Consider the following 13,916-nt stretch of genomic DNA (forward strand, 5'->3'; position numbering starts at 1 on the left):
TGTCACCCAAAAGTGCGAAGCGGTTTTGGGATAACGACATGCATCAAAAGAAAAATCGAAGCGCGAAGCGCTTAGGCTTTGGAGGAAGAACATGGCGGGTTTGCCGGCCACGGCACGCGTGGTGATCATCGGAGGCGGTGTCGTCGGCTGCTCATCGCTCTACCACCTCTGCAAGGCGGGCTGGACCGACTGCGTGCTTCTGGAAAAGAACGAACTGACGTCCGGCTCGACCTGGCATGCCGCCGGCAACGTGCCGACCTTCTCCTCGTCATGGTCGCTGATGAACATGCAGCGCTACTCGACCGAGCTTTATCGAGGCTTGGCCGAGGCGGTCGACTATCCGATGAACTACCATGTCACAGGATCGCTGCGGCTCGCCCATACCAAGGAGCGGATGCAGGAATTCCAGCGCGCCAAGGGCATGGGTCGCTACCAGGGAATGGATATCGACGTCGTCGGACTGGACGAGATCAAGCGCCGCTACCCCTTCATCGAGACGCATGAGTTGAAGTGCGCGCTGTATGACCCGAGCGACGGCGACATCGACCCGGCGCAGTTGACGCAGGCGCTGGCCAAAGGCGCGCGTGACACGGGCGCCAAGATTATTCGCTTCTGCCCGGTCACCGGCGTGCGCCGCGAGAACGGCGAATGGGTGGTCGAAACACCACAGGGCGAAATCCGCTGCGAGATCGTCATCAACGCGGCCGGCTACCGCGCCGCCGAAGTTGGCAAAATGTTCGGCCGCGACGTGCCGATGATGGTAATGAGCCATCAGTACATATTGTTCGAGGAAATCCCCGAACTTGCCGCCTGGACGAAGGAACAAGGCCACAAGCTGCCGCTGCTGCGCGACGTCGACACGTCCTATTACCTGCGCCAGGAAAAGAGCGGCATGAATCTCGGCCCCTATGAGCGCAATTGCCGCGCGCATTGGGCGACCCATAACGATCCGATGCCGGAGGATTTTTCCTTCCAGCTCTTCCCCGACGATCTCGATCGCCTCGAACATTACCTGGCCGACGCCGTCGCCCGGGTACCGATCCTCGGCACCGCCGGCCTTTCCAAGGTGATCAACGGACCGATTCCCTACGCGCCGGACGGTAACCCGCTGATCGGGCCGATGCCGGGCGTGCCGAACGCCTTCGAGGCCTGCGTCTTCACCTTCGGCATCGCGCAAGGGGGCGGCGCCGGCAAGGTGCTGGCCGAATGGGTCACCGAAGGCCAGACTGAGTGGGACATGTGGTCCTGTGATCCGCGCCGTTTCACCAGCTTCGCCTCGGCGCCCGACTATTGCGTCGCCAAGGGCATGGAGATCTACGGCAACGAATACGCCATCCAGTTCCCGCGCCACGCCTGGCCGGAGGGGCGCAACCGCAAACTGTCACCGCTGCATGATCGCATCAAGGCGCTGGGCGGCCAGTTCGACGCCTATAATGGCTGGGAGCGCGCGACTTGGTACGCACAGCCCGGCGACGATACTTCCGAGGAGTCCACCCTCACCTTCCGCCGTGACGGGCCTTGGCAGCAGCGTGTGCACGAGGAATGCCTTGCCGTGCGCGACGCCGCCGGCATCCTCGACCTGCCCGGCTTCTCGCGCTTCAATCTCGAAGGCCCTGGCGCGGCCGAATGGCTGGCGCTGCAGGTCACCGGCCCGGTGCCGAAACCGGGCCGCATCGGCCTGGTCTATTTCGCCGACGACAAGGGCCGCATCGTCACCGAAATGTCGGTGGTGCGTCATGGCGAAGACCAGATGACGCTGATCACTGCCGCGGTGGCGCAGTGGCATGATTTCGAATGGCTGAAGTCGCGCATGCCCGCCGACGCGGCCTTCACGCTGACCGACCGGACGGAGGAATACTCAACGCAAATCCTTGCCGGCCCGAACTCGCGCAAGATCCTTGCCGAAGTCTGCGATGCGGACCTGACGCTTCCCTGGCTGACGCATCAGGAAACGGCGATCGCCGGACGCTGGACGAAGCTGGTGCGCGTCTCCTTCGCCGGCGAGCTCGGCTGGGAGATCCACACCAAGGTCGCGGATACGGCGACCGTCTTCGACGCCGTCTGGACCGCAGGCCGGAAACACGGCCTAAAACCTTTCGGAATGTATGCGCTGGATTCGCTGCGGCTGGAAAAAGGCTACCGCGCCTGGAAGGGCGATCTGTCGACCGACTATTCGATCCTGCAGGGCGGGCTGGAGCGCTTCGTCAAATGGGACAAGCCGGACTTCCGCGGCAAGACGGCTTTGCTCAACGAGAAGCAGCAGGGTGTGAAGAAGCGCTTCGTCACTTTGGTCGTCGAGAACCCCGGCGACTGCGACGCGCCCTATATGTCGACGCTCTGGCACGACGGCACGATCGTAGGCGAGACGACGTCGGGCGGCTGGGGCCACCGGGTCGGCAAGTCGATTGCGCTTGGCATGCTGCGCGCCGATCTCACGCAACCGGGCACCGCGATCGAGGTCGAGATTTTTGGCGATCGCTTTAAGGCCATCGTCCAGAACGACGAACCGCTGTGGGATCCGAAGAATGAGAGGTTGCGGGCATGACCTCCGTCATCCTCACTGACGGCGGCATGGGACAGGAACTGGTCCGGCGCAGCAAGTCCGAGCCGACGCCGCTGTGGTCGGCCAAGGTGCTGATCGACGAGCCGGAACTTGTGCGCGACTTGCATGCGGAATTCATCCGTGCCGGCGCCCGCGTCATCACCATCAACACCTATTCGGCAACGCCGGAGCGCCTGGCGCGCGAGGGCGCCGAAGATCTGTTCAAGCCGTTGCAAAAGCGCGGCATCGAACTGGCGCGCCAGGCTCGCGACGAGGCAGGCGACACAGCCATCGCCGGTTGCCTGTCGCCTCTGTTCGGCAGCTACGCGCCGGCGCTGACCATCTCATTCGAGGACACGCTCGATATCTATCGCCGTATCGTCGCAGAGCAGGCCGACGGTGTCGATCTGTTCCTTTGCGAAACGATGGCTTCCGCCGAGGAGGCGCGCGCAGCGGTCACCGCGGCCTCGGAAAGCGGCAAGCCCGTATGGGTGTCCTGGACGCTCGCTGACCATGGCACGCCGCGCCTGCGCAGCGGCGAAACCATTGCTGCCGCCGTCAATGCCCTCGATGACCTGCCGGTCGCGGCCCGGCTGCTCAACTGCTGCCGGCCCGAAGCCATCGCCGCCGCCCTGCCCGAACTCGTTGCCCTGGACGGACAGGTGGGTGCCTATGCCAATGGCTTCACTTCGGTCGGGGCGTTGAAGCATGGCGGGACGGCGGACGTGCTGCACGCCCGCCATGATCTCGATCCGCAAGCCTATGCGGACCAGGCCATCGGCTGGGTCGATGTCGGCGTCGGCATTGTCGGCGGCTGTTGCGAAGTCGGCCCCGCCCATATCGCCGCCCTGCGCGACAGGCTCACGCGGGCCGGCCACCAGATTTCGGGAGTTTTCTGATGCCAAAGCCATCAAAGCGCATTACCGGTATCGTGCCTTCGGGCAAGGACGGCTGGGAGGTCCATTTCGCCGCCTGGAATCGCAAGCAGGCCGGCGAAGACATCATTGTGCTCTCGGTCGGCGACCATGATTTCGACACGCCGTCGGAAACCATCGAAGCCTGCGTGAGCGCCGTGCGCGGCAGCAATCATCACTACACGCCGCTGCCCGGCTTGCCGCGCCTGCGCAAGGCGATGGCCGCCGCCGCGACCGCTTGCGCCGGCATCCTCACGGAACCCGACGAGGTCATCGCCACACCCGGCGGCCAGGCAGCGCTTTATGCCGCCGTGCAGGGCGTGCTCGACCCTGGCGACCACGCCATCGTCGTCGCGCCCTACTACGCCACCTATCCCAACACCTTCAGCGCCGCGGGTGCCAGCTTCACGGTAGTCGAGACACCGGCCGAAGATGGGTTTCAACCTCGCGCGGACATGATCCGCGCCGCGCTCAAGCCCAACACCCGCGCCATCCTGATCAACACGCCGAACAACCCGACCGGTGCCGTCTATTCGCGCGAACGGCTCGAACAGCTGGCCGAAATCTGCAAGGAGCACGATCTCTGGCTGCTGTCGGACGAGGTCTACTGGACGCTCGGCGGCGGCGAGCACATCTCGCCGCGCTCGCTGCCCGGCATGGCCGAGCGCACGCTGGTCATCAACTCCATGTCGAAGAGCCACGGCATGACCGGCTGGCGCATGGGTTGGCTGACCGGGCCGAAAGCGATGATCGCGCTGATGACCGACCTCAATCTGGTCACGACCTACGGCCTGCCGGCCTTCATCTCCATCGCCTGCGCCGAGGCGCTCGAAAACCACTATGGTGTGAAGGACATCGCCGAGCGTTACGCCGCTCGGCGCACGATCTTTCTCGATGCCATACGCGGCGCCAATGAAGTCACCGTGCGCGGCTCCGAAGGCGGCATGTACATCATGCTCGATGTCTCCGCAGTCGAACCCGACGACGAGAAATTCGCCTGGGCGCTGCTCGACAAGGAAAAGGTCGGCGTCATGCCCGGCTCGAGCTTTGGCGAGGCCGCCGCCGGGCACATCCGCATCAGCCTCTGCCAGCCCGAACCCATCCTCAAGGAAGCAGCGCTTCGCGTGCGCCGCTTTGCTTCCAACTATCGCCGCGAGGCCGCATGACCAAGACCATCCCGACCAAGGCCCGCGCCGTAATCATCGGCGGCGGCGTCTCCGGCTGCTCGGTCGCCTATCACCTGGCAAAGCTCGGCTGGACCGACATCGTGCTCTTGGAGCGCAAGCAGCTCACCTCAGGCACCACCTGGCATGCGGCCGGGCTGATCGGCCAGTTGCGCGGCTCGCAGAACATGACGCGGCTGGCGAAATATTCGGCCGACCTCTACGTCAAGCTCGAGGCCGAGACCGATGTCGGCACCGGCATGCGCCAGGTCGGCTCGATCACCGTCGCGCTGACCGAGGAGCGCAAGCACGAGATCTACCGTCAGGCTTCGCTCGCCCGCGCCTTCGATGTAGACGTGCGCGAGATTTCGCCGCGCGAGGTCGAGGAGATGTATCCGCACCTCAACGTCTCGGATGTGGTGGGCGCGGTGCATCTGCCGCTCGACGGCCAGTGCGATCCGGCCAACATCGCCATGGCGCTGGCCAAGGGCGCGCGCCAGCGGGGTGCTGCGATTATCGAGAACGTCAAGGTGACCAAGGTCCACACGAAGAATGGTCGGGTCTCCGGCGTCTCCTGGACGCAGGGCGAGGAGCAAGGCACGATCGAGACCAATATCGTCGTCAACTGCGCCGGCATGTGGGCGCGCGAGCTTGGCCGGCAGAACGGCGTCACCATCCCGCTGCATGCCTGCGAGCATTTCTATCTGGTCACCGAGCCGATCCCGGGCCTCTCTCGCCTGCCGGTGCTGCGTGTCCCGGACGAGTGCGCCTACTACAAGGAGGACGCCGGCAAGATGATGCTTGGCGCTTTCGAGCCGGTGGCGAAGCCCTGGGGCATGGACGGCATCCGCGAGGATTTCTGCTTCGACCAGTTGCCCGAGGACATGGACCATTTCGAGCCGATCCTGGAAATGGGCGTCAACCGCATGCCGATGCTGGGCACCGCCGGCATCCACACCTTCTTCAACGGCCCCGAAAGTTTCACGCCGGACGACCGCTACTATCTCGGCGAGGCGCCCGAACTCTCCGGCTACTGGATGGCGACCGGCTATAACTCGATCGGCATCGTCTCCTCCGGCGGCGCCGGCATGGCGCTGGCGCAGTGGATCAACGACGGCGAGGCGCCCTTCGACCTGTGGGAAGTCGACATCCGCCGCGCCCAGCCTTTCCAGAAGAACCGCCGCTACCTCAAGGAGCGCGTCTCCGAAACGCTCGGCCTGCTCTATGCCGACCATTTCCCCTACCGACAGATGACGACCTCGCGCGGCGTGCGCCGCTCGCCCTTGCACGAGCATTTGAAGGCGCGGGGCGCCGTCTTCGGCGAAGTGGCGGGCTGGGAGCGCGCCAACTGGTTCGCGCGCCAAGGCCAGGAGCGCAAATACCGCTATTCCTGGAAGCGGCAGAACTGGTTCGACAACCAGCGCGACGAGCATCTCGCAGTGCGCAACGGCGTCGGCCTGTTCGACATGACCTCCTTCGGCAAGATCCGCATCGAGGGTCGCGATGCCTGCGCCTTCCTGCAGCGGCTCTGCGCCAACGACATGGAGGTCGCGCCGGGCAAGATCGTCTACACGCAGATGCTTAACGCCAGGGGCGGCATCGAGAGCGACCTCACCGTGACGCGGCTTTCGGAGACGGCCTATTTCCTGGTCGTGCCCGGCGCTACGCTGCAGCGCGACCTTGCCTGGTTGCGCAAGCACGTCGCCGACGAGTTCGTCGTCATCACCGACGTCACCGCCGCCGAAGCCGTGATCTGCGTCATGGGTCCGGAAGCGCGAAAACTGATCCAGAAGGTCAGCCCGAACGATTTTTCCAACGAAGCCAATCCGTTCGGCACCTTTCAGGAGATCGAGATCGGCATGGGTCTTGCCCGCGCCCATCGCGTCACCTATGTCGGCGAGCTTGGCTGGGAGCTCTACGTCTCGACCGAACAGGCCGCTCATGTTTTCGAGGCAATCGCCGAAGCCGGCGCCGATGTCGGCCTGAAACTTTGCGGCCTGCATACGCTCGATTCCTGCCGTATCGAAAAGTCCTTCCGCCATTTCGGCCACGACATCACCGACGAGGACAATGTGCTGGAGGCGGGCCTTGGCTTTGCGGTGAAGACGAGCAAAGCCGGCTTCATCGGCCGCGACGCTGTGCTCAGGAAGAAGGAAGCCGGCCTGTCACGCCGGCTGGTGCAGTTTCGCCTCAAGGACCCGCACCCCCTGCTCTTCCACAACGAGGCCATCCTGCGCGACGGCAAGATCGTCGGCCCGATCACCTCAGGCAATTACGGCCACCATCTCGGCGGCGCGATCGGGCTTGGCTATGTGCCTTGCCAAGGCGAGAGCGAGGCGGATGTGCTGGGCTCATCCTACGAGGTCGAGATCGCCGGCGAGCGCTTCGCCGCGGAGGCCTCGCTGAAGCCGATGTATGACCCGAAGGCGGAACGGGTGAGGATGTAGCGCGGTCTGCTCTTCTCCCCTTGTGGAGAAGGTGTCGCCGAAGGCGACGGATGAGGGGGGCTCCAGGGAAAGCCAGCGTCTCACTCCGCTGGAACACCCCTCATCCGTCTCGGCGCTGCGCGCCGATCCACCTTCTCCCACAAGGGGAGAAGGGAACTTGCGCTACCCTCAAAACCTCTCCAGCCTCGCCCTCACCTTCGCCAGGAAAGCCGCCCTGCTCTTCGGTGTCGAGGAATCCATCAGGTAATGCGCGAGAAAGAACGTCTTGCAGCGCGTGGCGCACAGGGCCCGCATGCCGCGCAAAATCGTCTTGCGTCCCGGCTGGCCGACGACCACGCTCCACCAGGTCGGCGCGCCGCAGGTAGTGATGACGCCGACCTTGGTGACGTGCCGCATCAGCGACGTGATCCGCCCCTTGCCGGCCGGCAGCTTGAAGGCGATGTCGGTCGCCCAGCCCCGGTCGAACCAGCCCTTCAGCATCGCCGGCAACCCGTACCACCAGGTGGGGTAGATGAAGAGGATCGCCTGCGCCCATTCCAGAAGTTCGAAATGCGGCTTGAGCGCCGGGTCTTGCGGCGCCCGGTCGTTGTAGAAGCGCCGCTCCTCGCAGCTCATCACCGGATCGAAATTCTCGGCATAAAGGTCGAGCAGCCGCACGTCCCAGCCTCGCCCTTTCAGCACCTCCACCGCCATGTCGCGGATCGCCGCGCAATAGCTTTCAGGCACCGGATGGCAATAGACCACCAGCGCGCGCATCAGAACGCGTCCATCGTGCCCGCGACCTTCGCCATGAAAGCGTTGCGCGTCTCCTCGGTTGAGAGGTTCATCGAATAATGCGCGAGATAGGAGACGGGAGCGCCTGGCTCGATGGTCGCCCGCAGCATGCGCTTGACGATCTTGCGCGGCGGGTCGCCCATCAGCATGGCGCGAAAGCGGCTGCCGCCATAGGTGGTGATGGCCGCGAGCTTGCGGATGTTGTGGAATGTCGGCTGCACTTTGCCGTCGACCAGCTTGAACGACACGCCGGGCAGGAAGACGCGGTCGAAGAACCTTTCAGGATCGCCGGATAGCCGTAATTCCAGACGGGGAAAGACAGCACCAGCGCTTCTGCATTCTTCAACCTTTCGACATAGCCGGCGACCGCGTCGTCCGGCCCGCGCGGGTCGTGGTAGCCGAGCCGCTCGGCGCGCGTCATCCTCGGATCGAAATCCTCGGCATAGAGGTCGCAGTCGTCGACCGCATGCCCGCCCGCGGCGAGGTGCTCGACGATCGTCTTGTGCAGGCCGGCATTGAAGCTGGTCTCCACCGGATGAGCGTAAAGCACGAGGATGTTCACGGTAGGATATCTCTGAGGTCAGCGCGAAGCACGCTCATCGCAAATCACCCCGCCTTTTGCAGCCCCTTGAACAGGAAAGACTTGCCGGAGCGATAATCATAGTCCGGGTTTTCCCAGGCGATCATCTTGCCGGGATTGAGCAGCCCTTGCGGATCGGTCTCGCGCTTGAAGGCGAGCTGGATCTCGTCGGTCTGCTTCATACCGCCCTCTTCCAGGGTGTAGCGATGCGGGTTGAAGATCCAGCAGCCATTGTCCTCATGGATGCGGATGATCTCGTCGAGCCGCTCTTCCGTGGTGTAGCGGACCAGTGGCAGGCCGGCGGCGCCGATCGCGCCATCGAAGCGGATGAATTCGAGATGCGCTGGCACCTCATCACCGAAGCGGTCGACCATCGCCTTGACGTGCGCAAGGTGATCCGGCGACGGATAGCGCGCCTGCAGATAGGTGATCGTCGGATCGACCCTGATGGCGCGCAGCGTCGTGTGGTTCCAGGTCAGCTCATAGGCCGGCGGCAATCCCTTCAGGTCGGTCTCGAGGTCAGCCCTGAAGACAATTTCGCCTTTGCTGGCCCGGACAAACGCAAGGAATGCATCCATCGCATGCGGAGCGATCATGCACACCACGATGCTCTGTTCGCGCCGGAAGAACTTCTGGTGCCGTTTGAAATAATCGTAAGGGATGGGCGCCGAAATCGGCGTGATCAGCTTCGCCAGAATGCCGTCCTGCATAGCGAGGTCGTTGCCGAAGCCGGCCGCGTCCATGAAATCGTCGAAACCGACGATGACGTCGATCCAGTCGTAGGAAGCCGTCAGCGGCATCTCGACCTCGGTGATGATACCATTGGTACCATAGGCGTGCATGACCTTGAGCACATCCTCGCCGGTGAGTTCCATGACACGGGGCTCGGCCTCCATCGTCACGGTCCTCAGCCGGATGACGTTGCCCAGGTCGCGCAAGCCGCCCCAGCGGATCGAGCCGACGCCGCCGGAGCCGCCGGCCACGAAGCCGCCGACCGAAGCGGTATTGTAAGTCGATGGCGACATGCGCAGCTCCTGTCCGGAATGTGCCCGCGTCGCCTTGTCGATGTCGACCAGCACCGCGCCCGGCCCGGTCACCACCCGCCCCTGCGCGATCGTCTTGATCTCGTTCATCTCGGCGAGGTTCAGCACCACGCCGCCCGATAGCGGCATCGCCTGCCCATAATTGCCGGTGCCGCTGCCGCGCGGTGTCACCGGGACGCCGTGCTTGTGGCACGCGGCAAGCACGCGAACGACCTCGTCCTCATTCTTCGGCGTGACGATCAGGTCGCCGGTTATATGGTCGAGCTGCGCCTTCAGCACCGGGCTGTACCAGTAGAAGTCGCGACTCTTCTGCTGGACGATGGCCGGATGGTCGTCGACCTTGATCCCGTCGAGATCGCGCTTCAGCGCTGCGATATCCATCATCCCACCATCAATTCGTCGAGTTCGGCATAGTCGGGCAGTCGGCGTTCGATCGCCCTGCCCTCGCGCACCACGATGCGATCCGATTCGGGCCGCGACAGCAATTCGGTCCAGTTGCGTCCCTTGAAGACGATGAAATCGGCTGAGCCGCCGACGGCCAGCGTGCCGGCGCCTTCGAGCCGCATCACCTCGGCCGGCGTTGCCGTCACCGCCCTGGGCCAGTCGCCGACCGGATGGTCGAAATGCAGGATGCGCGTCGCCATGCGGTAGACCTCCAGCATATCGAGATCGCCATAGGCGTAGAACGGATCGCGCGTGTTGTCGGAAGCGACCGCCACCTTGATGCCGCGCGCCTTCATCTCATGCAGCAGCGTCACGCCGCGCCAGCGCGGGGTGGTGCCGTTGCTGCGGCGGTCCTGCAGATAGAGATTGCACATCGGCAGCGACACCACGGCAAGCCGCGCCTTCGCCACCTTGTCCAGCGTATCGAGCACCTCGAGGTCCGGCTGGCGCGACAGCGAGCAGCAATGGCCGACCAGGATGTTGCCCTCGAAACCGTTCCACAGCGACGCCTCCGCGATCTTCTTCAGTGAGATGGCCGCGACATCGTCGGTCTCGTCGGCATGGAAGTCGAGGTCGAGCCCATGCTCGATCGCCTGCGCGAAAACGTGGTCGAGCAGTTCCTCGAGGTCGGGCACCATATAGGTGACGACGCCGAGCACGCCCTTGGCCGCGGCGACGCGCTTCGCCAGTCGCTCGAACCAGGCCTTGTCACGCACGCCTTCAATGCCGAGCAGGCAGGCCGCCTGCAGCTCGATGCGCCCGCGCCATCTCTCTCGCATCGTTTCGAACACCGGCCAGGAGATCTCCTCCTGCGGCGGCACGCTGTCGAGATGCGTGCGCATGGCCTTGGTGCCATGCGCGTAGGCCGAGCGCAGTGAGAAATCCATGCGGCGCGCGACATCCTCGGCGCTCCAGCGCGCGGCGCGGTCGGCGCCGGTGGCATTGAGCGCGCCCATGAAGGTGCCGTCCGGATTGGGTTTCCGCGGCCAGATATGACCCTTGTCGATATGGGTGTGGCAGTCGACGAAGCACGGCAGCACGATGCGGCCGGCAAAGTCGATCGCATCGGCTTGCGCCTTCGATTCGGCATGGGCGACGATGCTCGCGATCTTGCCGTCGGCGACAGATATGTCGGCAAGCGCGAAGCCGTCGCCGTCGAAGGTTGCGGCGAGGCCGGGCGTCAGCGACCGATGAACACGGGCATTGGCAAGCCGGTAGGAACCAGAGGCAGGTATCAAGATCTGGTCCTCTTCGCGATTTTCCCCGATACCACCTTAGCGCTCCTGTTTCAGCGCGCTCTCGTGCCAGCGGCGCAGGATGAGATGCGACACCAGCGACAGCACCAGGAAGATCAGGATGCCGGTGAGCGAGATCAGGATCAGCGCCGCGAACAGGCGGGGCGCGTTGAGCCGGTAGCCGGCCTCTATGATGCGCGATGCAAGCCCGGACGACTGCCCCTGCGCGCCGGCGACGAATTCCGCCACCACAGCGCCGATCAGCGACAGGCCGCCGGCGATCTTCAGCCCGCCGAGGAAATAAGGCATCGCCGCCGGCAGGCGCAGATAGCGCAACTGCTGCCAGCGCGTCGCGCCGTTGAGCTTGAACAGGTCCCGCAGATTGCGGTCGACCGAGTTCAGCCCGAGCGTGGTGTTGGAGAGGATCGGAAAAAAGGCGACGATCCAGGCGCACAGCAGCAGTTTGACGGTCTGGTTGTCCACATAGATGTTGATCAATGGGAAGATGGCGACGATCGGCGTCACCTGCAGCACGATGGCGAAGGGGAAAAACGACATCTCCACCCATTTCGACTGCGCGAACAGCACCGCCAGCCCGACGCCGCCGATGACGGCGAGAGCCAAGCTGAGGAAGGTGATCCTGAGCGTCACCAAGAGCGAGGAGAAGAGCAGGCCGGCGTCGCTGTGCAGCGTCTGCAGCACCACGCCCGGCCGCGGCAGGATATATTGCGGGATCGCGTTCCAGACGCAGATGCGGTCCCACAGCACGATCGCCAGCACCATGATCGCCAGCGGCAGCACCCATTTGCCGATGCGCTCCAGCCGCTCCTGGCGGGCGCGGCGCGCCTCTTCGGGATCGAGCTTCAGAACATTGTTTTCAATGGCCGTCATGATGCGATCCGGCGGTTGAGTTGATGGCGTCGACCAGCACGTCCGAGGCCTGCCGGCAAAGCGCCGCATAGCCCGGCGAGGTCCGGAACGCCTCGTCACGCGGATAGGGCGCGTTGATGGGGAGTTCGCCATGGACGCGGCCCGGCCGCGCGGCCATGACGACGACGCGGCTGGACAGGAACACGCTTTCGAAGACGCTGTGGGTGACGAAGACGACGGTGAAGCGCTCGTCCTGCCACAGCTCCAGAAGGTCGTTGTTGAGCTTGAAGCGGGTGATCTCGTCGAGCGCAGCGAAGGGCTCATCCATCAGAAGGATGCGCGGCTTCGTCACCATGGCCCGCGCGATCGAGACGCGCATCTTCATGCCGCCGGAAAGCTCGCGCGGCACGGCGTTCTCGAAGCCGGTGAGGTGGACGCGCGACAGCATCTCCATCACCGCCGGCTCCGCCTTGGAGCGTGACACGCCCTTGAGCCTCAGCGACAGCCAGACATTGTCGAAGACGCTGGCCCAGGGCAGCAGCGTCGGCTCCTGGAAGACGAAGCCGATGTTCGAGCGGTCGATCGAGCCACGCCAGTCGAGCTGGCCGGAGGTCGGCGTCGAAAGACCCGCGATCAGCCGCAGCGCCGTCGACTTGCCGCAGCCGGAGGGGCCGAGCAGGCTCAGGAAATCGCCCTCGCGGATCGCCAGGTCGACCTTGCTCAGCGCCGTCACGCCGTTGGAAAAGACCTTGCCGACATTGCGCAATGCCAGCAGCATCGGAGCCTCGCCCGATGCCGCCGGCGTCTCAGCCACTTTCTCCTGGATCATCTCAGGCCGGCCGCCTTACTTCTTCAGCTCCAGCCCGACACCTTTGTTGATGAAGGCCAGCGTATAGGCCTTCTTGATGTCGAGGCCCGGCTGCGCGACCTTGGCCTTGACCATCTTGTCGTAGAAACTCTGGATGCGGGCTTCGTTCATCGTGCCGATGCCGAGCTTTTCCGAATCGCCCGAATCGACAATGCCGAACTTCTTCAACTGCTCGATCGAAAAGGCGATCTGCTCATCCGTCATGTCGGGATTGTCCTTCTTGATCATGTCGTTGGCGGCCTTGTTGTCGCCATAGAGGTACTTGTACCAGCCCTTGGCCGAGCCATCGACGAAGCACTGCACCACCTCCGGCCGCTTGTCGATCGTATCCTGCATCACCTCGATGGTCGTCGCATAGGTATCCCAGCCATTGTCGGCAAGCAGGAACTGGTTCGGCGTGAAGCCTCCCTGCTTCTGCACCGCGAACGGCTCGGAGGTCACATAGCCTTGCTGGATCGACTTCTTGTTGGCGATGAAGGGCGCCGGATTGAATGTGTAGGGCACGCGCTTGGCGGCGTCGAAGCCGAGATCGGTGACCATCCACTGGAAGAAGGTCTGCGCGCCCTCGTCACCCATGATGTATTGGTCGGCGTTCTTCAGGTCTTCCCACTTGTCCAGCCCCTCTCCCGGATGGGACATGATGACCTGCGGATCCTTCTGGAAGTCGGCGGCAACGACGCGCATCGGAATGCCCTGCTGCACGGCATCGAAGGCCGAGAGCAGGTTGCCGCCCATGTAGAAATCGATCTTGCCCGCAAGCAGCATCGGCCGGCCGCTGACCTGCGGGCCACCCTGCATGATGGTCACATCGAGGCCGCAGGCGGCATAGGTGCCATCGGCGATCGCCTGGTAGTAGCCGCCATGTTCCGGCTCGGCCAGCCAATTGGTGCCGAACGTCACCTTCTCGTTCGCGGTAGCAGTCAGCGTGCCCGCCACCAGCAGGACGGCGGCGCCCGCCAACATCTTTCCTTGTCCGATCATAAAACATCACCCTCTCTTGGCCCGGACGCGCGACGCGCAGGGCTCAACACCATCG

10 protein-coding genes and 1 pseudogene are annotated in these 13,916 nt (G+C 64.1%); 4 read left to right on the plus strand and 7 right to left on the minus strand.

What is annotated here, in order from left to right; genetic code table 11:
- Positions 1–91 precede the first annotated feature (91 nt).
- Genes O7A05_RS04070 through O7A05_RS04085 form a run of 4 tightly spaced genes read left to right on the plus strand, consistent with a single transcriptional unit; the run spans position 92 to position 7,066 of the window.
- A complete protein-coding gene (locus O7A05_RS04070) occupies positions 92–2,545 on the plus strand; it encodes a GcvT family protein (protein ID WP_337091669.1) in 2,454 nt (817 codons plus the stop codon).
- Positions 2,542–3,441: a homocysteine S-methyltransferase family protein gene (locus O7A05_RS04075; protein WP_337091670.1), complete on the plus strand. Its 900-nt coding sequence runs from the start codon at positions 2,542–2,544 to the stop codon at positions 3,439–3,441. The genes O7A05_RS04070 and O7A05_RS04075 overlap by 4 nt, the downstream gene beginning before the upstream one ends.
- The gene (locus O7A05_RS04080) at positions 3,441–4,622 is read left to right on the plus strand and encodes a pyridoxal phosphate-dependent aminotransferase (RefSeq protein WP_337091671.1); all 1,182 of its coding nucleotides are present in this window, start codon (positions 3,441–3,443) and stop codon (positions 4,620–4,622) included. The genes O7A05_RS04075 and O7A05_RS04080 overlap by 1 nt, the downstream gene beginning before the upstream one ends.
- Complete coding sequence (locus O7A05_RS04085; RefSeq protein WP_337091672.1) at positions 4,619–7,066, plus strand: GcvT family protein; 2,448 nt, start codon at positions 4,619–4,621, stop codon at positions 7,064–7,066. Before O7A05_RS04080 ends, O7A05_RS04085 begins: the two co-directional genes overlap by 4 nt.
- Before the next feature lie 168 nt (positions 7,067–7,234).
- Here the strand turns inward: O7A05_RS04085 and O7A05_RS04090 are convergent, their stop codons facing one another.
- The 7 genes and pseudogenes from O7A05_RS04090 to O7A05_RS04120 all read right to left on the minus strand — a co-directional run bounded on the left by O7A05_RS04090 (position 7,235) and on the right by O7A05_RS04120 (position 13,843).
- Positions 7,235–7,822 carry an NAD(P)H-dependent oxidoreductase gene (locus tag O7A05_RS04090; RefSeq protein ID WP_337091673.1) on the minus strand — a complete coding sequence of 196 codons (588 nt, stop codon included), beginning with the start codon at positions 7,820–7,822 and terminating at the stop codon, positions 7,235–7,237.
- Positions 7,822–8,402: pseudogene (locus O7A05_RS04095) on the minus strand (NAD(P)H-dependent oxidoreductase). Before O7A05_RS04095 ends, O7A05_RS04090 begins: the two are co-directional and overlap by 1 nt.
- 44 nt (positions 8,403–8,446) lie before the next feature.
- The gene (locus O7A05_RS04100) at positions 8,447–9,844 is read right to left on the minus strand and encodes an FAD-binding oxidoreductase (RefSeq protein ID WP_337091975.1); all 1,398 of its coding nucleotides are present in this window, start codon (positions 9,842–9,844) and stop codon (positions 8,447–8,449) included.
- Entirely contained in the window at positions 9,844–11,145 is a 1,302-nt protein-coding gene (locus O7A05_RS04105) for a cytosine deaminase (protein WP_337091674.1), read from the minus strand. The genes O7A05_RS04100 and O7A05_RS04105 overlap by 1 nt, the downstream gene beginning before the upstream one ends.
- Positions 11,146–11,181: 36 nt before the next feature.
- Positions 11,182–12,033 carry an ABC transporter permease gene (locus tag O7A05_RS04110; RefSeq protein WP_337091676.1) on the minus strand — a complete coding sequence of 284 codons (852 nt, stop codon included), beginning with the start codon at positions 12,031–12,033 and terminating at the stop codon, positions 11,182–11,184.
- A complete protein-coding gene (locus O7A05_RS04115; RefSeq protein WP_337091677.1) occupies positions 12,020–12,841 on the minus strand; it encodes an ABC transporter ATP-binding protein in 822 nt (273 codons plus the stop codon). Before O7A05_RS04115 ends, O7A05_RS04110 begins: the two co-directional genes overlap by 14 nt.
- 15 nt (positions 12,842–12,856) lie before the next feature.
- Positions 12,857–13,843, minus strand: a complete 987-nt coding sequence (locus tag O7A05_RS04120) for an ABC transporter substrate-binding protein (protein WP_337091678.1) — start codon at positions 13,841–13,843, stop codon at positions 12,857–12,859.
- Positions 13,844–13,916: the final 73 nt, after the last annotated feature.

It is taken from the genome of Mesorhizobium argentiipisi (SeqCode) (genome assembly GCF_037179585.1).
GTDB lineage: Bacteria > Pseudomonadota > Alphaproteobacteria > Rhizobiales > Rhizobiaceae > Mesorhizobium > Mesorhizobium argentiipisi.

What these genes read in the sequence shown, in the direction of transcription:
- O7A05_RS04070 (WP_337091669.1), top strand. Translation starts at nt 92, where the DNA reads ATGGCGGGTTTGCCGGCCACGGCACGCGTGGTGATCATCGGAGGCGGT.
- O7A05_RS04080 (WP_337091671.1), top strand. Translation starts at nt 3,441, where the DNA reads ATGCCAAAGCCATCAAAGCGCATTACCGGTATCGTGCCTTCGGGCAAG.
- O7A05_RS04110 (WP_337091676.1), bottom strand. Translation starts at nt 12,033, where the DNA reads ATGACGGCCATTGAAAACAATGTTCTGAAGCTCGATCCCGAAGAGGCG.
- O7A05_RS04120 (WP_337091678.1), bottom strand. Translation starts at nt 13,843, where the DNA reads ATGTTGGCGGGCGCCGCCGTCCTGCTGGTGGCGGGCACGCTGACTGCT.
- O7A05_RS04100 (WP_337091975.1), bottom strand. Translation starts at nt 9,844, where the DNA reads ATGGATATCGCAGCGCTGAAGCGCGATCTCGACGGGATCAAGGTCGAC.
- O7A05_RS04075 (WP_337091670.1), top strand. Translation starts at nt 2,542, where the DNA reads ATGACCTCCGTCATCCTCACTGACGGCGGCATGGGACAGGAACTGGTC.
- O7A05_RS04115 (WP_337091677.1), bottom strand. Translation starts at nt 12,841, where the DNA reads ATGATCCAGGAGAAAGTGGCTGAGACGCCGGCGGCATCGGGCGAGGCT.
- O7A05_RS04085 (WP_337091672.1), top strand. Translation starts at nt 4,619, where the DNA reads ATGACCAAGACCATCCCGACCAAGGCCCGCGCCGTAATCATCGGCGGC.
- O7A05_RS04090 (WP_337091673.1), bottom strand. Translation starts at nt 7,822, where the DNA reads ATGCGCGCGCTGGTGGTCTATTGCCATCCGGTGCCTGAAAGCTATTGC.